Origin of the sequence: Pseudoalteromonas sp. BSi20652 (assembly GCF_000239855.1) — a bacterium.
In the GTDB taxonomy this organism is placed as follows: domain Bacteria; phylum Pseudomonadota; class Gammaproteobacteria; order Enterobacterales; family Alteromonadaceae; genus Pseudoalteromonas.
On record NZ_BADT01000044.1, the window covers coordinates 1 to 24,719 of the forward strand.

18 protein-coding genes and 4 pseudogenes are annotated in these 24,719 nt (G+C 39.0%); 17 read left to right on the forward strand and 5 right to left on the reverse strand.

The annotated features are described in order from the left end of the window. Nucleotides 1-48: 48 nt before the first annotated feature. Entirely contained in the window at nt 49-309 is a 261-nt protein-coding gene (gene rpsT, locus P20652_RS14040; protein ID WP_008166555.1) for a 30S ribosomal protein S20, read from the reverse strand. Between the two features lie 295 nt (nt 310-604). Between rpsT and murJ the strand changes: the two are divergent. The 13 genes and pseudogenes from murJ to P20652_RS13990 all read left to right on the forward strand — a co-directional run bounded on the left by murJ (nt 605) and on the right by P20652_RS13990 (nt 15,581). Beyond that, nucleotides 605-2,143: pseudogene (gene murJ / locus P20652_RS17510) on the forward strand (murein biosynthesis integral membrane protein MurJ). Nucleotides 2,144-2,227: 84 nt separating this feature from the next. Continuing rightward, a pseudogene (gene ribF / locus P20652_RS14035) lies at nt 2,228-3,177 on the forward strand (bifunctional riboflavin kinase/FAD synthetase). Nucleotides 3,178-3,182: 5 nt separating this feature from the next. Continuing rightward, on the forward strand, nt 3,183-6,011 hold the full coding sequence (gene ileS / locus P20652_RS14030; protein WP_008166563.1) for an isoleucine--tRNA ligase: 2,829 nt from the start codon (nt 3,183-3,185) through the stop codon (nt 6,009-6,011). A 12-nt stretch (nt 6,012-6,023) separates the two neighbouring features. After that, nucleotides 6,024-6,524, forward strand: coding sequence for a signal peptidase II (gene lspA / locus P20652_RS14025; protein ID WP_008166564.1), 501 nt, complete (start codon nt 6,024-6,026; stop codon nt 6,522-6,524). Then, nucleotides 6,521-6,961 (forward strand): FKBP-type peptidyl-prolyl cis-trans isomerase, encoded by a 441-nt coding sequence (gene fkpB, locus P20652_RS14020; RefSeq protein ID WP_008166565.1) that lies wholly within the window; start codon nt 6,521-6,523, stop codon nt 6,959-6,961. Before lspA ends, fkpB begins: the two co-directional genes overlap by 4 nt. Then, on the forward strand, nt 6,961-7,890 hold the full coding sequence (ispH, locus tag P20652_RS14015; RefSeq protein WP_008166566.1) for a 4-hydroxy-3-methylbut-2-enyl diphosphate reductase: 930 nt from the start codon (nt 6,961-6,963) through the stop codon (nt 7,888-7,890). The genes fkpB and ispH overlap by 1 nt, the downstream gene beginning before the upstream one ends. Before the next feature lie 38 nt (nt 7,891-7,928). Next, nucleotides 7,929-8,961, forward strand: a pseudogene (locus P20652_RS17515) (sensor histidine kinase). Continuing rightward, a pseudogene (locus P20652_RS17520) lies at nt 8,958-9,658 on the forward strand (LytR/AlgR family response regulator transcription factor). Before P20652_RS17515 ends, P20652_RS17520 begins: the two co-directional pseudogenes overlap by 4 nt. Before the next feature lie 161 nt (nt 9,659-9,819). After that, entirely contained in the window at nt 9,820-10,380 is a 561-nt protein-coding gene (gene pilV, locus P20652_RS14010; protein WP_008166570.1) for a type IV pilus modification protein PilV, read from the forward strand. Between the two features lie 2 nt (nt 10,381-10,382). Further along, nucleotides 10,383-11,378: a PilW family protein gene (locus P20652_RS14005; protein WP_008166571.1), complete on the forward strand. Its 996-nt coding sequence runs from the start codon at nt 10,383-10,385 to the stop codon at nt 11,376-11,378. Continuing rightward, nucleotides 11,366-11,869, forward strand: coding sequence for a hypothetical protein (locus tag P20652_RS14000; protein WP_008166572.1), 504 nt, complete (start codon nt 11,366-11,368; stop codon nt 11,867-11,869). Before P20652_RS14005 ends, P20652_RS14000 begins: the two co-directional genes overlap by 13 nt. 1 nt (nt 11,870) lies before the next feature. Next, nucleotides 11,871-15,155: a pilus assembly protein gene (locus P20652_RS13995; protein ID WP_008166573.1), complete on the forward strand. Its 3,285-nt coding sequence runs from the start codon at nt 11,871-11,873 to the stop codon at nt 15,153-15,155. Between the two features lie 9 nt (nt 15,156-15,164). Further along, nucleotides 15,165-15,581 carry a type IV pilin protein gene (locus P20652_RS13990; protein ID WP_008166575.1) on the forward strand — a complete coding sequence of 139 codons (417 nt, stop codon included), beginning with the start codon at nt 15,165-15,167 and terminating at the stop codon, nt 15,579-15,581. Between the two features lie 5 nt (nt 15,582-15,586). On the opposite strand, the gene P20652_RS13985 is transcribed toward P20652_RS13990, so the two are convergent. Together P20652_RS13985 and P20652_RS13980 are read right to left on the reverse strand one after the other, a co-directional pair. Continuing rightward, a complete protein-coding gene (locus P20652_RS13985; protein WP_008166577.1) occupies nt 15,587-16,114 on the reverse strand; it encodes a GspH/FimT family pseudopilin in 528 nt (175 codons plus the stop codon). 78 nt (nt 16,115-16,192) lie between these two features. Continuing rightward, nucleotides 16,193-16,744 (reverse strand): GspH/FimT family pseudopilin, encoded by a 552-nt coding sequence (locus tag P20652_RS13980; protein ID WP_008166579.1) that lies wholly within the window; start codon nt 16,742-16,744, stop codon nt 16,193-16,195. 161 nt (nt 16,745-16,905) lie between these two features. On the opposite strand from P20652_RS13980, the gene glnB reads away from it, so the two are divergent. Beyond that, nucleotides 16,906-17,244, forward strand: coding sequence for a nitrogen regulatory protein P-II (gene glnB / locus P20652_RS13975; RefSeq protein WP_008166582.1), 339 nt, complete (start codon nt 16,906-16,908; stop codon nt 17,242-17,244). A 47-nt stretch (nt 17,245-17,291) separates the two neighbouring features. Here the strand turns inward: glnB and P20652_RS13970 are convergent, their stop codons facing one another. Further along, nucleotides 17,292-18,056, reverse strand: coding sequence for an outer membrane protein assembly factor BamD (locus P20652_RS13970; RefSeq protein WP_008166583.1), 765 nt, complete (start codon nt 18,054-18,056; stop codon nt 17,292-17,294). Nucleotides 18,057-18,197: 141 nt separating this feature from the next. Here P20652_RS13970 and rluD point away from each other — a divergent pair, with 141 nt between their 5' ends. From rluD to clpB, 3 genes are all read left to right on the forward strand, one after another. Further along, nucleotides 18,198-19,175: a 23S rRNA pseudouridine(1911/1915/1917) synthase RluD gene (gene rluD / locus P20652_RS13965; protein ID WP_002962209.1), complete on the forward strand. Its 978-nt coding sequence runs from the start codon at nt 18,198-18,200 to the stop codon at nt 19,173-19,175. Continuing rightward, nucleotides 19,175-19,906, forward strand: a complete 732-nt coding sequence (gene pgeF / locus P20652_RS13960; protein ID WP_008166584.1) for a peptidoglycan editing factor PgeF — start codon at nt 19,175-19,177, stop codon at nt 19,904-19,906. Before rluD ends, pgeF begins: the two co-directional genes overlap by 1 nt. 96 nt (nt 19,907-20,002) lie before the next feature. Further along, nucleotides 20,003-22,579, forward strand: coding sequence for an ATP-dependent chaperone ClpB (clpB, locus tag P20652_RS13955; protein WP_008166585.1), 2,577 nt, complete (start codon nt 20,003-20,005; stop codon nt 22,577-22,579). Between the two features lie 281 nt (nt 22,580-22,860). Here clpB and P20652_RS13950 read toward each other — a convergent pair whose 3' ends face one another. Further along, on the reverse strand, nt 22,861-24,408 hold the full coding sequence (locus P20652_RS13950; protein WP_033017145.1) for a PAS domain-containing methyl-accepting chemotaxis protein: 1,548 nt from the start codon (nt 24,406-24,408) through the stop codon (nt 22,861-22,863). Between the last annotated feature and the right edge of the window lie 311 nt (nt 24,409-24,719).

Below are 24,719 nucleotides of genomic sequence, written 5' to 3' on the forward strand. Positions count from 1 at the left end.
TAAAAAAACCGGACAAAAGCCGGTTTTTTATATTCTATCAAAAACAAATTATAGAGCTTTAATCTTAGCTGCTATACGGCTCTTATGACGAGCTGCTTTGTTTTTGTGAATTAGACCCTTAGTTGCGTAACGGTCTAGGATAGGTGTAGCAACAGAAAAAGCTTGCTGTGCAGCTTCTTTATCGCCCGCTTCAATAGCAACAAGTACTTTTTTGAAGTAAGTGCGCATCATTGAACGACGGCTTGCGTTGTGCTGACGGTTTTTTTCGCTTGTGATAGCGCGTTTTTTTGCAGACTTGATGTTAGCCAAGGTTTGCTCCTAACAATCTTAAAATAAAGCTTAAATTAAAGGCCGTGGAATATGCCTGTTTCTATCATGGATGTCAATTTAAATTTAACAATCCAAGAAAAACTGCACCATATAACGAGCATCAATTTGCCGCTTTAGCAGTTAATACCGACATTGTAACAAAGCACAGACCCCCAGCCTAGTGCTTTAAAGCGATTTATAAAAAAGACTGTGGCATAATCGCCTATATTGAGGATTTTTGAGTAGGTTTAAGGTGTCAAAAGGTTTATTTCGCTCCGGTATGATTGTTAGTTGTATGACTATGATATCGCGTATTTTAGGGCTCGTTCGAGATGCAGTCGTTGCTAATTTATTAGGCGCAAGTGCGGCGGCTGATGTTTTTTATTTGCTAACCGTATTCCTAATTTTTTACGTCGTTTATTTGCAGAAGGTGCCTTCGCACAAGCATTTGTACCTGTACTGAGTGAAATTAAAGAACAGCAAGGCGACGACAAGGTCAGACTTTTTGTTGCACAAGCAGCAGGCACATTAGGAACCATTTTACTGATTGTCACTATTATAGGTGTTGTTGCCTCACCCGTTATTGCAGCATTGTTTGGCACCGGTTGGTTTATAGATTGGTGGCAGGGCGGACCCAATGCCGAAAAGTTTGAACTTGCAAGTTCATTACTTAAATTTACATTCCCTTATTTGTTTTTTGTAAGCTTAGTTGCGCTTAGTGGTGCGGTAATGAACGTGTATAACCGTTTTGCTGTTGCTGCATTTACACCTGTTTTACTCAATGTTTCTATTATTACGTGTGCAATTTTTTTACATGATAAATTTAGTGTCGGGGCTTATTCTCTCGCAATTGGCGTATTTATTGGTGGCGTTGTGCAGTTATTGTTTCAACTTCCATTTTTATACCGCGCAAAAATGTTGGCGCGTCCACGCTGGGCATGGCAAGACGAAAACGTAAAAAAAGTACGTAAACTTATGCTTCCTGCTTTGTTTGGCGTATCTATTAGTCAAATTAATTTGTTGCTTGATACCATGATTGCGTCATTACTGATGACAGGCTCGATTGCATGGCTTTATTATTCAGACCGTTTAATTGAATTCCCGCTGGGCTTATTTGGTATTGGTATTGCGACAGTTATTTTACCGGCGCTCTCTAGGTTACATAGCAGTAAAAAAAAGTAGCGACTTTCAGCATACTCTCGACTGGGGGGTACGTTTTGTTATATTTTTAGGTCTACCAGCAATGATAGGTCTAATGATCATCAGCCCACTTATTATTACCGTATTGTTTGACCACGGTGCGTTTAAAGAAGACAGTGTTGATCATGTTAAAGCAGTAAGTTTAGGCGTAGTCGCATATTCAGTAGGGCTTGTAAGCTTTATGCTGATTAAAGTACTGGCTCCTGGCTTTTATGCTCGTCAAGACACAAAAACGCCGGTGCGTATTGGTATTATTACCTTAGTGTTGAATATGGTATTTAATATTATGCTGGCTCCTTTTATTGGTTATTTAGGATTAGCACTCGCTACTTCGCTATCGGCTAGTTGTAATGCGTTTTTGCTGTATAGGCAGCTTAAAAAAGAAAATGTGTATCAGTTTTCATCAATGAGTATGCGCTTTACACTTAAATGTGTTGTTGCAAGTATTGTTATGGGAGTGGTTACATGGTTTGTGAGTAGTTACTATTACTGGGCTGCATGGGCTTTTACACAGCAGGTAATATTGTTGATAGCACTCGTGGCTTTGGCAGGTATTAGTTACTTTGTAATGCTATTTTTGATGGGCGTTAGACTAAATACGATAAAAAGTGTAGCAATTACTGAATCAAACTAAAAAAAAGATTATAATCGGCAACTCTGCGGCTTCAATTAATTTTTAGTCGTCATTAATAGCTCGCTAAACAAGGCATTAGGTGGCATGGAGTTAATTAGAGGTATACACAATATTCGCCCACACCACTTTGGTTGTGTGTTAACTATTGGTAATTTTGACGGTGTTCACTTAGGCCACGCAGAAGTATTAAAAGGCTTACTTACTGATGCTAAAGCGCATAGTTTGCCTAGCACTGTAATGCTATTTGAATCCCAGCCACAAGAGTTTTTTGCTAAAAATAATGCACCAGCACGGCTAACGCGCTTACGAGATAAGCTACGTTTATTAAGTGATTTAGGCATTGAGCGAGTTATTTGCATTAGCTTTAATCAGCAATTTGCAAACATGCATGCTGAGCAATTTGTTAATGATATTTTGATTAAAAAGTTAGGTGTTAAAGCGCTCACTGTTGGCGATGATTTTAAGTTTGGAAAGCAACGCCAAGGTAACTTTGACTTACTTGCTAGCATGGGTAAGCAAGCGGGCATGGACGTAAAAAGCACTGCGAGTTTTCGTCAATTAAATGCTAGAGTAAGCAGCACTTTAATACGAGATGCTTTGGCATCCGGTGACTTAGCAAGTGCTAAAATAATGCTTGGTCACGATTATGCTATTTCTGGGCGTGTTATACACGGTTGGAAAAGAGGACGTGAACTCGGTTTTAGAACGGCAAATATTGCCCTAAAACGCCAAGTGTGTCCTGTCAACGGGGTGTTTGCAGTGCAAGCAACGATTGCAGGAAAACAGATTTTTGGAGTTGCAAATGTAGGCAATAAGCCGACATTTAATGGAACTCGTGCATTATTAGAAGTTCACCTTTTTGATTTTGCACAGGATATTTACGGACAATTTATGCATGTGGAGTTAATAAAAAAACTTCGCAATGAAAAAAATTCGAGACATTAACACAATTAACGGCGCAAATAGCAACTGATGTTGCTGCCGCTAAGCAGTGTTTTGGTTTAAATCAGGTAGCCGATAGAGACGGAATGTAGGATAAATGAGCGACTATAAACATACTTTGAACTTACCGGAAACACCGTTTCCAATGCGTGGCAATTTGGCACAACGTGAACCAAAAATGCTTAAAGCATGGTATGAAGACGACCTGTACGGTCAAATTCGCAGCGCTAAGAAAGGTAAAAAGACCTTTATTTTGCATGACGGCCCTCCGTATGCAAATGGCGATATCCATTTAGGCCACTCAGTTAATAAAATATTAAAAGACATAATTGTTAAATCTAAAACATTATCTGACTTTGATTCACCATTAGTCCCAGGTTGGGATTGTCATGGTTTACCAATCGAGTTAATGGTTGAGAAAAAAGTAGGCAAGCCGGGCGTAAAAGTAACCGCGAGCGAGTTTCGTGAAAAATGCCGTGCATACGCTAAAAAACAAGTTGAAGGTCAAAAAGTTGATTTTAAACGTTTAGGCGTATTTGCAGATTGGGATAAGCCTTACTTAACAATGAACTTTGACTTTGAAGCGAATGCAATTCGTGTACTTGGTCGTATTATTGAAAAAGGTCATTTGCATAAAGGTGCTAAGCCTGTGCATTGGTGTACAGATTGTGGTTCTGCATTAGCAGAAGCTGAAGTTGAATACCAAGATAAGCAATCACCAGCGATTGATGTACGTTTTACATTTGTTGATCAAGATGCTGTTGTGAGTGCATTTGATTTGGCTGATGGTCACAAGGGTGAAGGCAGTGTTGGTACTGTTATTTGGACAACAACACCATGGACGCTTCCTGCAAACCGCGCAGTAGCTGTGCATGCCGATTTAGAATATGCATTGGTGCAGGTTGAAGATGAAGGTGTACAACAACGTCTAATTTTAGGCTCTGAGCTTGTTAAAGATGCAATGGACCGTTTTGGTTTTAATCACTTTCACGTATTAGGCTATGTAAAAGGTGCTGCACTTGAAAACTTACAAGTAGCCCATCCTTTTTATGATTTTAATGTCCCCGTGATTGTTGCAGAACACGTAACGACTGACTCAGGCACCGGTGTTGTACATACAGCACCAGGGCATGGTCAAGAAGATTTCGTGGCTGGTTTAAATTACAACCTTGAAGTAGCTAACCCTGTTGGCGCTAATGGCGTTTATTTACCAGATACTGAACTTTTTGCAGGTCAGCATGTATTTAAAGCAAATGCGAGCGTAATTGAAGTATTAAAAGAGCACGGTGCATTAATGCATCATCATGCTATAACTCATAGTTACCCACATTGTTGGCGCCATAAAACACCGATTATTTTCCGTGCTACACCACAATGGTTTGTAAGTATGGATCAGGCTAACTTGCGTCAAGATTCTTTAGAAGAAATTAAAAACACGCAGTGGTTGCCAGAGTGGGGCGAAAGCCGTATTTCGAACATGGTTGAAAGCCGCCCAGATTGGTGTATATCTCGCCAACGTACTTGGGGTGTGCCAATTGCATTGTTTGCAGATAAAGATACCGGTGCACTTCATCCAAATACTCAAGAACTCATTGAGCAAGCTGCACAGTTAGTTGAAAAATCAGGTATTCAGGCATGGTACGATTTAGAACCAGCTACATTACTTGGTGAAGAAGATGCCAAGCAATACATGAAAGTGCAAGATACGCTAGATGTATGGTTTGACTCAGGTGTTTCACACGCATGTGTTGTAGACGCACGTGAAGACTTGGTTGGTCCAGCTGATTTATACCTTGAAGGCTCTGATCAGCACCGTGGTTGGTTTATGTCATCAATGATGACATCGGTTGCAATTAATGGTCATGCACCTTATAAACAAGTACTTACACATGGTTTTACTGTTGATGAAAACGGCCGCAAGATGTCTAAGTCACTAGGTAATGTTATTTCTCCACAAAATGTGATGAATAAACTAGGTGCCGACATTCTACGTTTGTGGGTGGCTTCTACCGATTATACGGCCGAAATGACTGTATCGGATGAAATATTTAAACGTTCTGCCGATCGTTACCGCCGTATTCGTAACACCAGCCGTTACTTGCTAGCTAACCTAAATGGTTTTGATCCAAAAACTGATCAAGTCGCTATTAATGACATGGTCGAGCTTGATAAGTGGATTGTTGGTCGTGCTGCACAACTTCAGGACGAAATTTTAGCCGCATACGATAGTTACCAAATGCTACTAGTAACGCAAAAGCTAATGAACTTCTGTACGGGTGAGCTTGGTTCGTTTTACTTAGACGTCATTAAAGATCGTCAGTACACAGCTAAGAGTGACAGCCATGCACGACGTTCTTGTCAAACAGCGCTTTATCATATTGCAGAAGCAATGACGCGTTGGATGGCACCTATTATGAGCTTTACCGCACAAGAAATTTGGGAAGCTTTACCGGGTGAGCGTAGTGACTACGTATTTACATCTGTTTGGTACGATGGTTTACAAGCGCCAACAAATAGCCAGTTTAGTAACGATGACTGGTTAGAAATTCTAACAGTACGTGACGAAGTAAACCGCTTATTAGAAGCTGCACGTAAAGAAGAAGTCATTGGTGCAACGCTTCAAGCAACGGTTAATTTATTTACGGGTAATGAGCTTGCCGCTAAATTAAATGCACTTGGTGATGAACTGCGTTTTGTATTATTAACATCGGCCGTAAATGTTTCTGAAGTTGATAGTCAGCCAGCTGATACACAAGCTACCGAAATTGAAGGTTTATTCATTAGTGTTGCTGCAACAGATGCTGCTAAATGTGAGCGTTGTTGGCATTACAGTGAAGATGTAGGTGTTAACCCTGCTCATCCTGAAATTTGTGGTCGTTGTGTAAGTAATGTTGACGGCGAAGGCGAAAAGCGTCAATTCGCTTAGGAGTTATTCTTAGTGAGCAAACTAGCCCAAAAAAGTGGTTTAGTGTGGCTTTGGTTGAGTCTATTACTATTAGTAATAGACTTTGCCAGCAAAACACTTGTTGTAGGGACTATGGCTTATCAAGAGTCAATAAATTTACTCCCTGTTTTTAGTATTACCTATGTGCATAACTACGGTGCTGCTTATAGTTTTTTAAGTGATGCGGGTGGTTGGCAGCGTTGGTTTTTAAGTGCGATTGCAATCGCTATAAGCGTCTTATTGGTGTGGTGGTTAAAACGTTTACCTGCAACAAATAAAGTACTGTGCGGTGCTTATGCACTGGTACTTGCAGGCGCTATTGGTAATTTATACGATCGTATTGCGTATGGTTATGTAATCGACTTTATTCACGTATTTTATAAAGACTCGCATTTTCCTGTATTCAATATTGCCGATTGCGCTATTTGTATTGGCGCAGCATTATTGTTATTTGACGCCTTTACCGGCGAGAGTCCAAAGGAGCATAAAGCATGAGCCAAGCTGTAATTGGTGAAAACTCGCAAGTAATTTTCCATTTTTCTATTAAATTAGAAGATGGCTCTGCCGCTGATTCTACCAAAGTGCACAACAAACCTGCTAAATTAACAATGGGCGATGGCAGCTTAACGGCAAACTTCGAAAAGTGTTTATTAGGACTAACTGCAGGCGAAAGTAAAACGTTTGAATTAGAACCTGAAGATGCTTTTGGTAAGCCGAATCCAGATAATATTTACTATGTTGATCGCAGTAAATTTGGCCCAGAAACACCAGCTAAGGTAGGTGCTATTATTGCGTTTACTCAACCTGATGGCACTGAGCTACCTGGTTTAGTTCGCGAAGTGCAAGGTGAGTCGGTAACGATTGATTTTAATCACCCTTTAGCGGGTCAGCGTTTAACGTTTGAAGTTGATATTATTGAGGTGGAAGGTTAATGGAAATATTACTAGCTAATCCACGCGGCTTTTGCGCTGGTGTTGACCGTGCTATTAGTATTGTTGAGCGCGCCCTAGATATTTTTGAAAAGCCAATTTATGTGCGCCACGAAGTAGTACATAACCGTTATGTGGTTGATGGATTAAAAAGTCGTGGTGCGGTGTTTGTTGAAGAGCTTGATCAAGTACCTGACGACAGCATTGTTATTTTCAGCGCACATGGCGTTTCACAAGCTGTTCGTTCGGAGGCTAAACGTCGTGATTTAAAAGTATTTGATGCAACATGTCCGCTTGTAACTAAAGTGCATATGGAAGTTACACGTGCGAGTCGTAAAGGTATTGAGTGTATTTTAATTGGGCACCAAGGTCACCCTGAAGTAGAGGGAACAATGGGACAATATGATAACTCAGCCGGTGGCATTTATCTTGTTGAAACCGTTGATGATGTTGTTGCGCTTAATGTAAAAAATGCTGAAAATCTTTTTTACTGCAGCCAAACAACGCTTTCTGTTGATGATACTGCCGATGTTATTGATGCGCTACGCGGTAAGTTTCCATCAATTGACGGACCTCGTAAAGATGACATTTGTTATGCAACGCAAAATCGTCAGGATGCTGTTCGTGACTTAGCTGATAAAGTTGATGTGCTATTAGTTGTTGGCGCTAAAAATAGCTCTAACTCTAATCGCTTACGTGAACTTGCAGATAAAATGGGCACAGTGGCTTATCTAATTGATGATGCAACTGATGTACAAGAGCAGTGGGTTTCAGGCTCTAAATCAGTTGGCGTAACTGCGGGTGCATCTGCGCCAGAAGTACTTGTACAACAAGTAATAAGCCGATTAAAAGAGCTTGGTGGTAAGCAAATTATTGAAAATCCAGGCGAAGTAGAAAGTATTGTATTTGCTGTTCCTGTTGAGCTGCGTTAATCTAAATATAGCGTTAGTTTAAATAAAGGAGAGTCGTTATGAGCAAAGTGCCACAATCAGATGCATTGCTTTTTTCGGCTCTTTTTAATGATAGAGGGGTATTATCGTCTTTAGTTGTGACGCAAGTTATAGCTATTATTTTAGCGTTTGCACCCAATGTAGAAGGTGATGTTTGGTTACGCCTTGGTGTCATAAGTTTGTTTTTACATTTAACTGTATTATTCAGTACTTCTTCTTTATATTTTTGTAGATTCTTTTTACAGAAAAAAACCAACCGATTCAGATCACCGCCTTCCTCACTGCTTTTATACTAAGCACTATTATATTTAGTTTTTGTATTCCTACATTACTGTTGATATTGGAGTTGATGAGCAACTACTTTATTTTATTCTTCGTAATTGTATTATTGTATTTTTATTGGCTGCATTATTTGTTCAATTTTTATTAATTTATTTTGAAAAAGAACAACAAACAAAAGCACTTTCTCGCGCTGAGCTCGATGCATTACAAGCACGTATTAGACCCCATTTTTTATATAATAGTTTAAATACAGCTGCTGAGCTTACTCATCATGATGCAAATGCTGCGGAGCAAGCTATCTTAGCTTTGGCTGCTTTATCGCAAGCCGCAATGCGCTCAGGGCAAAGCGTACCACTTGAGGATGAAATTGCGTTAAGTAAGCAATATGTTGCACTTGAATCTTGGCGTTTTGGCAGTCGGTTAAAAGTTGATTGGCAAATACCAAGCGAGTTACCCACATTGGCGCTGCCTTGTTTAACGCTTCAACCATTAATTGAAAATGCAGTTTGTCATGGTGTCGAAATCAGTGAAGTAGGTGCAACAATTAAGGTTGAGTTACATGTTACAACAGGTTATTTAACAATTATTGTCTCTAACCCTGTAACAGTCAGTGATGTAAAAACAAGACCTAATAACGGTATGGCACTTGAAAATATTCGTCAACGTTTAAACATTTATTATAATAATAAAGCGCAATTAACTATTACTAATAAAAACGATGTATTTAGAGTAAAAGTTGTGATCCCAAAATATATCGAGAAAGCCTTGTGAATATACTTATTGTAGATGATGAGCCGCTTGCAAGAGCGCGTTTAAAAAGGTTAATTGCTACACATAAAAACATGACAGTACTTGCAGAGGCAAGTAATGGGAATGAAGCTTTAACACAGGTAAAAAAATAGTACCAGATTTAGTGCTTTTAGATGTTGATATGCCAGGTATTAACGGTTTAGAGGTAGCTAAGGAACTCAATAAATTAACCATCCCACCGGCAATTGTTTTTGTTACAGCTCATCCTGAACATGCTTTAAATGCCCTTCAGTTAAGTGCCGCAGGCTATTTAGTTAAGCCCATATCAGAGCAGGCTTTACAAACAGTACTCGAACAAGTCGGGCGTCTAAATAAAGCGCATTTACAAAAGCAACAGGCTGTAAAAATAAGTTATCAATTAGCAGGAACACTTAAGAGTGTTGAAATGGACGCTATTTATTACTTTAACGCTGAAGAAAAGTATACAAAAATGGTACTTAAAGGCGCAGAAGCGCTTATTGAACAAAGTTTAAAGCAGCTTGAGTTATTATACCCAGCCTATGTTTTACGTATTCATCGTAATACGTTGGTAAATAAAAGTAAGATTATAGCACTGCATTCCCAAAGTAATGGGAATCACGCTATTCAATTACAAGGCTGTGATGAATTACTGCCAGTGAGTAGACGAGAGCTTAAAACAGTTAAAAATGCACTTTAAATTATGATGGATCAGTTTTAATGCATAACTTATAAAAGCACGACGAATTAAATTTTGTATTAACCGTTTATCAACAAATATAACCGCTTGTCCTAGTATCAATTGAATCCTTAAATTAATAGCATAAACTTATAATCAGATAATTTTTATTTGGTTCTACTATGCAATCATCTCAAACAAAAGTGCAAAGAGGCTTCACTCTAATTGAAGTGTTAATTGCATTTATTATTCTAAGTTTTGGCTTACTTGGTGCGGTGGCTTTGCAAGCAAAAGCAAAGCAGGCTAGCTTTGATTCTATGCAGCGCGCCGCAGCAGTCGCGCTTGGAAATGATATTATTCAACGTATCCGTGCAAATGATACAGCTCAATTAGTTGGGCTTTACGCAAAAACATTTAATAGCAAAAGTTCGACATCTACCTCGCAAACATGTTTTAGCGGCAGTTGTAGTGCTGCGCAAGTGGCTGCTTTAGATTTAGAGCAATGGAAACGAGCAATAAGGGCACGAGAAAACACGGGTACGTTAGATGATGCAACTGTGTGTGTTACACCAACAGCAGTGGGTGGTTCTGGTGGTAAGGCATTTAATTTAGAAGTCATTATTTCGTGGCAAGGTAGACAAGAATTTACAGCCAATGATGCAACAGCTGCAATACAGTGTGGCACATCAGACAATAAACGCCGTTTAGTTGTGTTGACCAGTTATATATATGTGAGGACATAACCATGGGGCAAAAAGGGTTTACGCTTATAGAAATGATGATTTCACTTTTTATTGGTGGTTTGATTTTAGGTGGTGTGATGTTTACCTATATAGGTATGAAAGTAACCACAAAAGATACGATGACCATAGGTGAAATTCAAGAGTCTGCGCGTCTTGCAATTAATATTATGCAGCGTGATATAGAGCAAATCGGCTTTTGGGGTACGTATTACGATGATTCATTTACTGCGATCAATACAACTACATTAGCAAATCCGGGCACTGACTGCTTTGAAGGGTTAAATAATGGCAGTTTTCCTGATTTAGCTACAGCGAGTAATTTCAGAACCATTTATGCAAAGGTTGCTGATGAATCTAGGGAGCTTAATTGTGTTAATAATCCTGTTAAAAGTACCGATATTATTCAACTTAAGTTTTTACAGGGGCATAAGTTAGAAGTAAGTGCCGCCGGTAATGAAACTCAAGCTGATGAAAATTATTTTATTGCAGAGCAAGAAAAAGCGGTATTTAAACGTGGTGTTGTAGATGCGGCCTCATTAAATGTCAATGCAACTGTGTGGCCATACAGCCACCACGTTTATTATATTTCAGAGCAAACCTATCAAATAAACAATAAAAATATAACGGTACCTGCATTAATGAGAAAGCGCTTAATAGGCGCAAATATTACAACTGAGACGATTATGGAAGGCGTTGAAAATATGCGCTTTGTGTTTGGCCTTGATACCAACAGTGATAATCGGGTTGATAGTTATAAGAGCATTAATGATATTGATCACACTGACTGGGAAAATAGAAAGAGTATTTTAACCGTGCAGGTGTTTTTATTGATCCGCTCACTACAAGCAGATCCAGGTGTGAAGCTAAAAAACCAAACATACACATTAGGTGAAGATGATGATAAGCGTGAATTAACCTTTGACGATAACTTCAGACGCACTGTATTTACCACCACAATCCGTTTAAATAATGTTGGATCAAACTTATGGCGTATTTAGAAATTTCACCTAACAAACAACAGGGTGTCGTGCTTATCACCGCACTAATAATGGTTATTGCTGTTACAGGGATAGCAGTAACACTGATGAGCAGCAGTAGTATTGACGTTAAAATTACAAATGCAGCGCAAGAGCGAGAAGTGGCCGAAAATGAACTCATTGGTGAAGTGCAGCGCATGATCTCTGATGAGGCAAATCAAGGCGCTAATAATCAGTTCTTCCTGACTCCTGATGAAGTAATTGCAATCGCGGATGGTGATGACAAAGGTATGGTGATTGCAAATCATGCTGATATGCAAAGCAAAATGACTAACCTGAACAGGGGGGCGTTAGATTTAGAGTGTCCTCGACGCTTTAATTTTACAGCTGGTATATCGTGCAACATGGTACAAGTTGCCACTACGATTGAGTATGGCTCTAAAAGCAAGCACTCACTCACAATTGTTACCGGTGTAGCCCAAGAGATGGCTAGCATAAGTAAGGGGATTTAATATGAATTTTAAATTAAACAAAGTGCTAGCAGCATTACTTGGCTTAGCGGTTTGTGCAACAGCAAGCGCAGAAGACATTGAGTTATATGTTAACCACAATGTGGAAACAAATGAAAAACCCAAAGTATTAATGATATTTGATACCTCTGGTAGTATGGCTTGGGATGTAACTGATGGTCAGCAGTGTTATCGCTGGGATGGAGGTTCAACAACTCAACCTCGCATGTATCAAGTTACATGTTATGAAAGCTCAGGACCTAATAACACCAGCCAGTGTTTTAAAAAAGTTGACTCATCTGTGCTCCCTTATAGTCGTTTTTATAATGGTTCGGGAACAACCGGAGACAATTTCACTTATGGATATCCTAGCCCCACATGTAACGATAGTCGTCTAAACGTCGCACAAAGTGCTATTGCTCAATTAGTAACAGACAACGATGATATTGATTTCGGTTTAATGCGATTTACAGGTAACGAGGGGGGCTATGTACTTGCTAAAGTTGGTGCTAATCAGAACACTCTTTTACAAGAAATTAATAATTTACCTGCAGCTGGATCAACACCTATAACAGAAACGATATGGGAAGCTTATCGCTATATAACAGGTCAAAACCTTGACTTTGCTCTTGGAATTGATGACCGTGATAAAAGCATAGATAATAATACGACTTACAGATCGCCTTTTGAACGAGGTAATGGAGAACCATTACGCTGTGATAATTCAATAAACGTTATCATAATGACAGATGGTGATCCAAGGAGAGACGAAGACAGGAATGACTCAATCACAAATGAGCATAATAGTCTCTTTAGTGATGCTATACCTTTTGCGGATGATATAACTTTTGCTGATGGAAATGATAATTATAGCGATAGCTATTTAGTCGCAATGGCTAAAATTTTACATGGAACGTCCGATACACCGGTGGATTTATATACACCAACAAGTGATGTTTTAGATACAGGCCGCCTTTATACAATTGGCTTTGGCACAGGTATGAGCCAAGGAGGAATTGATTTACTCGATAAAGCGGCAACTGTTGGTGGTGGGCAATACCTTGAGGCTCGAACATCAGAGGCTTTATCTGAGGCATTAAAAAATACAATTTCACGCATTAGAGAAGTAAACGATAGCTTTTCATCTCCTTCAGTTGCGAGTAATAACGTTGATCAAACGCGAAGCCGTGATGCTATTTACTTCGCTATGTTTTTTCCTGAAACAGGTACTCGTTGGCGTGGAAACCTTAAAAAATTAAAGGTGTCTGGGAATCAAATTGTTGACTCAAAAGGATTGTCGGCACTCGATGAGAATGGCTTGATTGACGAAAATGCAGAAACATTTTGGTTGCCAAGTGGGGAGCCAGCAGATGGTAACTTAGTTGCACAAGGTGGTGTGAACCTTCATTTAACAAATTTAGATTCAGATAGCCGTAAATTATATACTGATAACCAAGGCTCTATGGTTGATTTTAATACATCAACGGTTAATGAAGTTCTTGATTTAGTTGATAATAACCCTCTAAGCTTATCGAGTGATGATATAAAATGGGCAATGGGTATAGACGTTGATGATGAAGATGGCGATGGATCTAGCGTTGATCAGCGTAACGATATTTTTGGTGATCCTTTGCATTCTAAACCTGTTGCGCTTGATTATGGTAATGATGATATTCGAGTTTTAATAGGCACTAATGCAGGCTTTTTGCATATGTTTAAGGATTCAGATGATAGCGTAAGCGAAAGTTGGGCATTTATACCTTCTGCATTGTACGACATTATTGAGCCACTTAGAAAAAACCAAGCCGACTCTAAGGTTTATGGTATGGATGGGCCTATTAGCGTGTACTTCAGTAACAAAAGCTTAAATAGTGATGGTTTAAATGACGGTATTATTGATGCAAGTGGTGGTGATAAAGTGTGGGCTTTTGCTGGCATGCGCCGAGGTGGGAACAATTACTATGCTATTGATATAACAAACCCTGATCAGCCTAAAAAATTATGGGACAATCCTATTGAAGGCGGCAAAGGTGAGTTTAAAGAATTAGGTCAATCGTGGTCTAAACCGCAAATAGCTTACATAAAAGCATTTGGGGATAAACCTTTGCTTGTGTTTGGTGCAGGTTATGACACAGACAAAGATTTAGTGAATAGAAGTAACGACGATATTGGTCGAGGTATATACATTGTAGAGGCAGAGACCGGTAAACGTGTTTGGGCTTTAACACCTGATATTAATGGATTTAAAGGTAAACATAGCATTGCAGCAAATATCACTACACTTGATTCAGACTACGATGGCTATATAGACAGAATTTATGCGGCAGATACAGGTGGTGATATATGGCGTATAGATATGCCGGGTACTAATACGAGTGATTTTAGTCACTTCAAATTAGCTGAGTTAGGCGATAATAAAGCCAACGAAGATAGACGTTTTTTTTATAAGCCACTTGTTGCTCGTACTATTTACAGTAAAGTAAGCGAGATAACAGTTAACGGTCAAAAGGTAATAACACGTTTAGACACTCCTTATGATGCTGTTGTCATTGGTAGTGGAAATCGCTCAAAGCCAACGGGTACAAATGAACAAGATCAATTGTTTATGATAAGAGACGAAAACACAGTTACTCAATCTTTTAAAACAAATGCACCAGATACAATTAAGCCCGATGATTTAATGCTGATGAACTCAGATCCATTTGGTAATGCCCTAGATGATGTTGCCGACTTTGTTGATTTAGAAGTAGATTTAGCTGAATTTAATGGCTGGCGTTATGAGCTTGGTACCGGTGAAAAGTCATTAGCTGCTGCTACCGTGGTAGGCGGTGTTGCTTACTTTACAAGCTTTACACCCGCTTCGGACTCTGCAACAGAAAATCAATGTTCGTTAAGTGGCGGTAGCGGATCGTTATATGCATTTCATTTACACTATGGAACAAAAGTGTATGACGATCTTAAATTTACAACCAGCTATGATGTCCCCGATACGCCTCAGCTGTACTTTGGTGAGGGTCCTTCATGCGTAGATGGTAACGGTGATGGTAAGTGTGATGACAACTCAACGGTTGATGTAACACAAGTGAGTCAATTTTATCTCATAGGTCCAGGTATCAAAGGGGTTAATGCACAAAACCCAATGAAGCCTGTTGAAATATCTGGACCTGGCTTAAATGTTGTTGATGGCAAAATACAATTAGTGAATCAAAATGGTACATTAGGCTTTGGTTTTAAAACACAGCAAACATATATTTATAAGCGAGAAGAAAACGATGAAGTTGGTAATTAAGGAAATTAAATGAAAAATAAACATGGTTTTACCTTAATTGAGCTGATGATTGCGGTTGCAATTGTAGGCATACTTGCTTCAATTGCATTGCCCAATTACACAGAATACGTAAAGCGTGCTTCGCGCGCCGAAGCTGCTGCAGCATTATTAGATGCTGCAAACAAGGAGGAGCAGTATTTTGTCGATAATAGGGAATATACCGAGGCATTTACTGACTTAGGATTACAGGATAAAACAGAAAATGGTCATTTTGAATTAGACATTACTGTTGTTGATGGAAATACATTTACCATTACAGCAAAACCGATAGCCGGTGCAGTAAGAGGTGACGCAGATTGCACAGAGTTATCTGTGACTGATACAGGCCTTAAGAATGCAAAGGGTTCAAAAGGTAACTCAGATATTGATTATTGCTGGGGCCGATAATGTTGTTATTTTTTCTGGCATTTGTCGGTTGATTTAATACGAATTCTGCCAGTTTGACTTATAGATAAAGCCAATCCTTCAAGATTGGCTTTATTATTTGGGCAATAGATAAACGTACCATTTTGAAAACCATTTAATGAACCATCAGGGCGAAAGGTAATTGCATTGCGTGGGTATTCAAGAGTATCTGCCTCATGAACTTTCTCAAAAGTGCTTAGCAATAACTCATCGTCATCTAATGTAGTTGATTTATCTTTATCGATAAACAGAGACATTTGGCCTTCCCACTCATCTTTTGAGCATTTACCACTTTCTAATGAGCAAAGTGTAACGTATGTGCCATTTTCAATTGCATAGAGCCTGCCGTAATTAATTGTTCTGTGGAGAAGGGTTACATGGTTATCTAGTCGGTTTTTTGCTAAAAAGTCAGGGTAGTACCACATGGATAGTTGGCTGATAATACTTACAATTGCAAGCGTAGTCATAAGTTCAAGAACAGTGATCCCTTTACTTTTTGATATTGATAACCTCATCCCTGAAGTCCTAAATTAATTAGCTTTAAATTTAGTTTAGTAAAGGGTTAAAATATGGCAAGCTGTATTGTGTGTTTTTTAACCGCATGTTTGTGCTGTATCGCCTATATAAAAAGCAGTACCCGATTGAGATACGCTTAATGCCTTGTTGTTGTTAGCACCGTTATTAGGGCAAAACACAAAATCGCCAGGGTTTGTTGTTATTCTGCCACTTGTATTAAAACGTAAACGTCTTGAATTACCAGTGAATTTAACTTTATCATCTAAGCTTATTTTTTCCATAACTCGTAGTAAAGAGTCTGTAGTGCTGTTGTAGTGGCCGCTATTATCACCATCAATGAATACAATAATAATTTTATTTCTGTCCCAGCGAGCGCGACATTGCATAGTGTTATTTTGATTTTTCACTTCACCTTGTTGAGCAGCACATATGACGACTATTTCATCGGTGCTTGCCGCTTGCGAACGGGCGTAGGTAATGTTTCTTTTTAACTCGAGTAAATAGTTTTCAGCACGGTTTTCTTCTAACATGTCGCTACTATTCCATAAAGCAATAGAGGCTACTATACCTACTACAGCCACTGTAACCATCAACTCTAAAAGCGTGAACCCGGTTTGTTGTTTTTTCATACTATTCTCATTCAGCACTGGTTTTTAAATTATAGTTATAATTAAGAGCAAAAATTATATCACGATAGATTAATTTATCACCGTAATTCAATTGCTTTGTTTGCTATGAACCCTATGTTTGTCTAAAATCGAGGCATCTGAAGCTTTAAAAAGTAATTAATATGAAAAAAATAGAAGCAATTATCAAGCCTTTTAAGTTAGATGATGTACGTGAAGCCCTGTCAGACGTAGGTATTACAGGTATGACGGTAAGTGAAGTTAAAGGCTTTGGTCGTCAAAAAGGTCACACTGAGTTATATCGTGGCGCAGAATATATGGTCGATTTTTTACCTAAGGTAAAACTTGATATTGTATTAACTGATGAAAATGTAGATCGTGCGATTGAAGTTATCGTAAAAACAGCACAAACAGGAAAAATCGGCGATGGTAAAATATTTGTCACAGATGTTGAGCGTGTAATACGTATTCGTACTGCAGAGGAAGACGAAGAAGCGATTTAATATTTTTTCTATGCAGTAAAAAGGCGCTTAGTAAGCGCCTTTTTTATTTATTTAGTTCTTTTATTTAGTTTTCGAGTTTGCTTTGCGTGCTCACTAAGCTCAGTTAAGCCTAATTGATTGTAACTTTTTTCCATCATTTCAAGCGCGGGATCTAAGTAACTGCTTTGTGAATAGTGTTCAACAACAAACTTACCTCGATTAGCAGCTGCTAAATAAGCTTCACGCTCATAATAGTAAGTGGCTACTTTTAATTCATAACGAGCCATACGGTTTAAAAGCCACACTAAACGACGCTTCGCTTCAGGTGCGTAATCACTTTCAGGAAAACGTTTTACGAGTGTCGATAAATCGGTAAATGCAACACGAGTTCGGTTAGCATCACGGTCGGCTCTATCTACACCAAAGTATTCTTGGAACGCATTCTTATCAGCTTTAATGTTTACTAAACCACGCATGTAATACATGTAATCAAGGTCTTTATGATTCGGATTTAAGCGAATAAAACGGTCAATGGTTGCAAGTGCTTGTTCAGTATTACCTGATTGATAATGTGCATACACTAAGTCCATTTGTACTTGTTTAGAGAATGGGCCAAACGGGTAGCGAGAATCTATTGCACTCAAAAGTTCAATTGCGCGAGCATATAAACCAGAATCTAGTGTTTCTTTTGCATCTTCATATAAAGCGTGTGCAGACTTATTCGGTACACGTTGAATGTCTTCTTGGTCTGGAGCAGACGAACAAGCGCCTAAACTAAGTACAGAAACTGAAAAAACAATGGCAAATGCACGTTTCCCTATTTTATTTATCATTTTATTTGTTACCTTCGATGTCTTCGGCTAGGCCAAGTCGGTAAAACCGAGTAAACTATGCGTATTATATTATGCTTTTATTAAAAGCGATTCTAACCCAGTCGAGCAAAGCTTGCACTGGTAAATTGGGTAAAGTTACTAATGTCAGAGCAAATTTCTCTTCAAGCCGACGTTCCAACAGAATTAGGTGGTAAACGTCTAGACCAAGTATTAGCACAATTGTTCCCTGATTATTCACGTTCTCGTATAAAAACGTGGATTTTGGATGATAAAATCACCGTAGACGGTGAAATTTTCAACACGCCACGCGAAAAACTACTAGGTGGTGAAGTTGTAAGTGTTGAAACAACAATTGAAGCACCACGCGAATACGAAGCACAAGATATCAAATTAAACATTGTTTATGAAGACGATGATATTTTGGTAATTAATAAACCAATGGGCCTTGTGGTTCACCCTGGTGCAGGTAATCCCAATGGAACAGTGCTAAACGCATTACTGCATTACTACCCTGAAATAATTAACGTGCCACGCGCAGGTATTGTGCATCGTTTAGATAAAGACACAACCGGTTTAATGGTTGTAGCTAAAACGATTCCTGCACAAACGCATTTAGTAACAGCGCTACAAAAGCGTGAAAACTTCACGCGTGAATATGAAGCACTATGCAATGGTACTATGACCGCAGGTGGTATGGTTGAAAAAGCGATTGGCCGCCATCCAACTCAGCGAACTCATATGGCAGTACATGAACTAGGTAAACCGGCAATTACACATTACCGTGTTGCTGAAAAGTTCCGTGCTCATACTCGTTTGCGTCTGCGCTTAGAAACAGGTCGTACTCACCAGATTCGTGTGCATATGGCGCATTTAAATCACCCGCTAATTGGCGATCAATCTTATGGCGGCCGTCCGCGTCCACCTAAAGGTGCAACACCTGAATTATTTGAGCTACTTCGTAGCTTTAGACGCCAAGCACTACATGCTGTAAAATTGAGTATTGCGCACCCAATCACAGGTGAAATGATGACATGGCAAGCACCCATCCCAGACGATATGGTTGCGATGACACATGCACTACGTGAAGATACTAAAGCTAATCCTGATATCGATAGATAATGCACTTATTGTCAGCGACATGGCAAAACCTTCATAAAGTAGGAACATTAAGTACTACTTGTGGAGGTGGTGTTTCAAAAACCCCATTTAAAAGTTTTAATTTGGGATTCCATGTTGGTGATAATCAAGAGCATGTATCAAAAAATCGCTCATTATTGACAAATCTCCTACCTAAACCTGCCGTGTGGTTAAACCAAGTTCATAGTTCTGATGTTGCTATTGTTGATGAACATTTTGATTTTGATGAGCTACACAATGCTGATGCGCTTTATACTCAGTTATTAAATCAGCCTTTAGCTATCATGACCGCTGATTGCTTACCTATTTTATTAGTGAGTGATGATGAAAAAGAAGTTGCAGCTATACATGGCGGCTGGCGAGGGCTTGAGCAGGGGATTATTAAAAATACATTAGAGTGCTTTAGTGCAAAATATGAAAATATAAGTGCGTGGCTAGGGCCTGCAATTGGACCAAACCGATTTGAGGTTGGTGCTGAGGTGTTTGAGTTATTTCAAAAAAGGTCCCCTTCATTTACTCAAGCATTTACACTACAAACTAATGGCAAATATCTTGCTGATATTTATGGTATTGCGCGTACTTTACTTACCCAGCTAGGCGTTAAAAATATTACGGGTGGCGACTATTGTACAGTCTCTCAAAGCGACTTGTTTTTTTCTTATCGACGAGATGGACAAACTGGGCGTATGGCTAGTTTGATCTGGCGCAAGTAATTAGTATCTTTAATCATTATATTTCCCCCTACACCTTGAACAAACACCTAAACATACCCATTAATTAAGCAATTAGATTATTTAATAGGTAAAACCATGCGTTTAGATAGATTTACAAGTAAATTTCAATCTGCGCTTTCTGATGCGCAATCGCTAGCTCTTGGCCGCGATCATCAATTTATTGAACCCGTACATTTAATGTATTCATTGCTAAAGCAAAGTGGCTCTAGTGTACGTGCATTATTTGCACAAACGGGCGTCAGCGCTGACGAACTCAACACTAAGCTTTCACAAGAAATAGAAAAATTATTTAAAGTCGAAGGTGTAGGTGGCGATGTCCAGCTATCAAACAATATGGCTTCACTTATTAATCTATGCGATAAGTACGCGCAAAAACGCAAAGACAAATATATTTCAAGTGAATTATTTGTACTGGCGGCATGCGATGATAAAGGTCCACTTGGCGATATATTCAGATCGTTAAATATTACCTCGACTAAAATTGAAACCGCAATTAAAGCCATTCGCGGTGGCCAAAAAGTTGATGACCCAAATGCCGAAGAAACACGTCAAGCGCTTGAAAAGTTTACGATTGATTTAACTGAGCGAGCAGAGCAAGGCAAGCTTGACCCCGTTATTGGTCGCGATGACGAAATTCGTCGTACGATTCAAGTATTACAACGCCGTACTAAAAATAACCCTGTATTAATCGGTGAGCCAGGTGTTGGTAAAACAGCAATAGCAGAAGGTTTAGCACAGCGTATTATTAATGGTGAAGTACCTGAAGGATTAAAAAACAAACGCGTATTATCGCTTGATTTAGGAGCACTAGTTGCGGGCGCTAAATATCGCGGTGAATTTGAAGAGCGTTTAAAATCAGTATTAAACGAATTGGCTAAAGAAGAAGGCCAAGTCATTTTATTTATTGATGAAATACATACTATTGTGGGTGCAGGTAAAAGTGATGGCGCAATGGATGCGGGCAATATGCTAAAACCAGCATTAGCGCGTGGTGAATTACACTGTGTTGGCGCAACCACACTGGATGAATACCGTAAATACATAGAAAAAGACGCAGCCCTTGAGCGTCGATTCCAAAAGGTACTCATTGAAGAGCCGTCGGTTGAAGATACCATTGCAATATTGCGTGGCTTAAAAGAGCGATATGAGCTACATCATTCAGTAGAAATTACTGATCCTGCGATTGTTGCAGCGGCGCAGTTATCTCATCGGTACATTAGTGACCGTCAGTTACCGGATAAAGCGATTGATTTAATAGATGAAGCAGGCTCTTCAATTCGATTACAAATTGATTCAAAACCAGAGTCGTTAGATAAGCTTGAACGTCGTATTATCCAACTAAAGTTAGAAGATAATGCGCTAGCGAAAGAAAAAGACGAAGCAAGTCAAAAACGCCGTGCTGAAATGCAAGAGTTGATCACCGACCTTGATGGGCAATATCGTGAGCTAGACGAGATATGGAATGCTGAAAAAGCATCACTTCAAGGCACGCAAGTAATTAAAGCAGAGCTTGAACAAGCGAGGTTAGATTTAGACGTTGCGCGAAGAGCAAGTGATTTACAGCGTATGTCAGAGCTGCAATATGGGCGAATTCCAGAGCTTGAACGAAAACTTGATTTAGCCTCACAAGCCGAAATGCAAGAAATGACCCTGCTTAAAAACCAAGTAGGTGAGGATGAAATTGCGGAAATACTGTCTCGCTGGACCGGTATCCCTGTTGCAAGAATGCTACAAGGTGAGCGTGAAAAGCTACTGCAAATGGAAGATAAGTTACATAGTAAAGTAATAGGGCAAGATGAGGCGGTTGTTGCTGTTTCTAACGCAATACGACGCTCACGTGCCGGGCTTGCAGATCCTAATCGTCCTATCGGTTCTTTCTTATTTTTAGGCCCAACAGGTGTGGGTAAAACAGAGCTGACAAAAGCACTGGCTGGTTTTATGTTTGATACCGAAGATGCCATGGTGCGTATCGACATGTCTGAGTTTATGGAAAAACATTCAGTTGCACGTTTAGTGGGGGCACCTCCAGGTTACGTGGGTTATGAAGAGGGCGGTTATTTAACAGAAGCTGTTCGTCGTAAACCTTACTCAGTGATATTGCTTGATGAAATAGAAAAAGCACATCCTGATGTGTTTAACATTTTACTGCAAGTATTAGATGATGGCCGATTAACTGACGGACAAGGTAGAACCGTTGATTTTAAAAATACCGTTATTATCATGACCTCAAATTTAGGCTCAGATATTATCCAAGAGCAAGCGGGTAATAATGATTACACGACCCTTAAAGCTAAAGTAATGGAAGTATTAATTAATGAGTTTAGGCCTGAATTTATTAACCGTATAGACGAGACTGTCGTGTTCCACCCGTTAGCTAACGAGCACATAAAAGAAATAGCTGATATTCAGTTAATGAAATTACGTGAGCGCTTAACAGAGATGGGGTATCTACTTGAAATAAGCGATGCCGCACTTGAGCGAATTGCAGAAAGTGGATTTGATCCGGTGTACGGTGCACGTCCACTTAAACGTGCTATTCAACAAACGATAGAAAACCCGCTGGCACAAAAGCTACTTAATGGAGACTACTTGCCCGGTTGCGTGATTGTTATTGATGCACATGACGACTCTCTGGTATTTACCAAGCGTTAATTGTAAATAATTAAACTCAAAAGCCGCTAAAATAGCGGCTTTTTTATGTCTACTATATTGCTAGGGACGGTTAAGTCTTTGTTGCCTAAATGGATGTAGGTAAGGGGCGTGAGCAGGACGCGGAAGCTTTGCTCGGTTTTTACTTATTCTTACATGGATGTAAGGCAGTAGAATAAAGCAGGAGCAGTTATCGAGCCCACTAGGTTACAAACCTCGCGCCGCGATTTAATCTTTCTTGGATTGAACAAATTTCAATCTACAAAGTTCAACACGCCCAGGTATTAAACTTTAAAGGTTAGTAATAAATCGCTCACCTTACGTGAACCATCTACAAGTTCAGCAGCACCTTTTGCCACATTAAAGCTTAAGTTTAGGTTGCTATCACCTAAGTCCTTAATTTGTGAAACATTATTACTAATATCATTACTGACCATTTGTTGCTCTTCTGCAGCAGATGATATTTGTATTGCTAATTGAGATATTTCACTTATTTGGATAAAAATCCCCTCAAGTTGTATTTGGGTTTTATCTGTTGTGCGAACACAGTTATCGGCTTGTGTTTTTGTATTTTGCATTACTTTAGACCAGCTAAATAAAGTATCTTGTATTTCTTTAATAGAGCTGTGGATTTGTGTTGTAGCATTTTGAGTGCGTGAAGAGAGGGTTCTAACCTCATCGGCTACTACGGCAAAACCTCGGCCATGTTCTCCAGCCCTAGCGGCTTCAATCGCTGCATTAAGGGCAAGTAAATTAGTTTGATCGGCAATTCCTTCTATTTCACTCATTACCTTACCAATCTTATCTGCTTCAGAGGCTAAGCTGGTGGCTGTAGTTGCCGCTTTTTCTACTTGAAAAGCTAAATCAGATACCATTTTACTATTATCAGCAATGTGGTCTTTTATTTCAGAGCAACTTTGATGAGTGCTATTCACTTTATCCGCAGTTTCTGCAGTGTTGATGGATATTTCACCAATAGTAGAGCTCATTTGGTTCATTGCTGACGCAATTTGCTCCAAGCGTTCGCCTTGAGAGGCAATACCGTTCTCGGTAAGCGTTGATTGTTTATCTAGATTAGTCGCGATGCCATTAAAGTTTAAGGTTGAGTCTTTCATGCGGCCAAGAACTGTGCGCAATTTTGCACTTAGTAATTGCTCTCTATAATCACTAACGCTATGTGGTGTGAAACCACTGTAAATATAGCGAGAGACTGAATCTGCTTTACTTTTTTGATCACGTAATATTTTTGGCGTAGCAATAAGCTCATCATAATTTAGCGCAATAACGAGAGCGCAAATAAACAAGTTTATTATGGTAATAGTGATTGAACCGACAACAGCAACTAAAATTAGCCAAAGTAATAGGCACAGAAGAGTAATATTTTGTCTTGTTCCAGTATTTTCTCTTAGGTTAAATAGTGACTTTTTAGTATTTATTTTATTGTAGATAGTTTGTGCGCGTTGTTTTAGTTGTGAGCTGGCTTTCGTTCTTACTGATTGATAACCAATAAGCTGATTGTGTTCGAATATAGGGGTTACAAAAGCATCAACCCAATAATAACGACCATCTTTACAACGATTTTTTACCATACCACGCCAAGATTGGCCTTGCTTTAGGGTTCCCCACATTTCTTTAAATACAGCTTTTGGCATATCAGGATGACGGACAATATTATGGTTTTTGCCAATAAGCTCTTGTATTTGATAACCCGCAACAGTGCAAAACTCTTTGTTAGCATACGTAATAACACCTCGAAGGTCGGTTGTAGACACGAGCTCTTGTGATTCATCAAAGTGAACCTCTTCATTTATTAAGCTTTTATTATTGCGCATTGTATTTACTGCCATCCTTTATTGTTGGCTTTATTATATTGCTTACTAAGGACAAAGCAAAAAAACAAACCTTTAACGTATTATTTTTATTATAGTCTAGTACTTTTATGATCTATATCTAATTTTTATAATAATTAAAGTAAAGGTATCAAAAGCTAATTGAATTATTTTTATATAAAATTCGGTCTACTAGATCATTAAATTTAACCTTAATGTATGTAGTTGGTTTAGTATTTAGATGAATACGCATGTAAAGCAATTGTATAATACTTAGAGCAATGGCAAGATTACGGCTTATTATATGATGTTAG

Bases quoted from the DNA above. Each gene is read 5' to 3' on its own strand.
- ileS (WP_008166563.1), top strand. From the start codon at position 3,183: ATGAGCGACTATAAACATACTTTGAACTTACCGGAAACACCGTTTCCA.
- fkpB (WP_008166565.1), top strand. From the start codon at position 6,521: ATGAGCCAAGCTGTAATTGGTGAAAACTCGCAAGTAATTTTCCATTTT.
- ispH (WP_008166566.1), top strand. From the start codon at position 6,961: ATGGAAATATTACTAGCTAATCCACGCGGCTTTTGCGCTGGTGTTGAC.
- pilV (WP_008166570.1), top strand. From the start codon at position 9,820: ATGCAATCATCTCAAACAAAAGTGCAAAGAGGCTTCACTCTAATTGAA.
- P20652_RS14005 (WP_008166571.1), top strand. From the start codon at position 10,383: ATGGGGCAAAAAGGGTTTACGCTTATAGAAATGATGATTTCACTTTTT.
- P20652_RS14000 (WP_008166572.1), top strand. From the start codon at position 11,366: ATGGCGTATTTAGAAATTTCACCTAACAAACAACAGGGTGTCGTGCTT.
- P20652_RS13995 (WP_008166573.1), top strand. From the start codon at position 11,871: ATGAATTTTAAATTAAACAAAGTGCTAGCAGCATTACTTGGCTTAGCG.
- P20652_RS13990 (WP_008166575.1), top strand. From the start codon at position 15,165: ATGAAAAATAAACATGGTTTTACCTTAATTGAGCTGATGATTGCGGTT.
- P20652_RS13985 (WP_008166577.1), bottom strand. From the start codon at position 16,114: ATGAGGTTATCAATATCAAAAAGTAAAGGGATCACTGTTCTTGAACTT.
- P20652_RS13980 (WP_008166579.1), bottom strand. From the start codon at position 16,744: ATGAAAAAACAACAAACCGGGTTCACGCTTTTAGAGTTGATGGTTACA.
- glnB (WP_008166582.1), top strand. From the start codon at position 16,906: ATGAAAAAAATAGAAGCAATTATCAAGCCTTTTAAGTTAGATGATGTA.
- P20652_RS13970 (WP_008166583.1), bottom strand. From the start codon at position 18,056: ATGATAAATAAAATAGGGAAACGTGCATTTGCCATTGTTTTTTCAGTT.
- rluD (WP_002962209.1), top strand. From the start codon at position 18,198: ATGTCAGAGCAAATTTCTCTTCAAGCCGACGTTCCAACAGAATTAGGT.
- pgeF (WP_008166584.1), top strand. From the start codon at position 19,175: ATGCACTTATTGTCAGCGACATGGCAAAACCTTCATAAAGTAGGAACA.
- clpB (WP_008166585.1), top strand. From the start codon at position 20,003: ATGCGTTTAGATAGATTTACAAGTAAATTTCAATCTGCGCTTTCTGAT.
- P20652_RS13950 (WP_033017145.1), bottom strand. From the start codon at position 24,408: ATGCGCAATAATAAAAGCTTAATAAATGAAGAGGTTCACTTTGATGAA.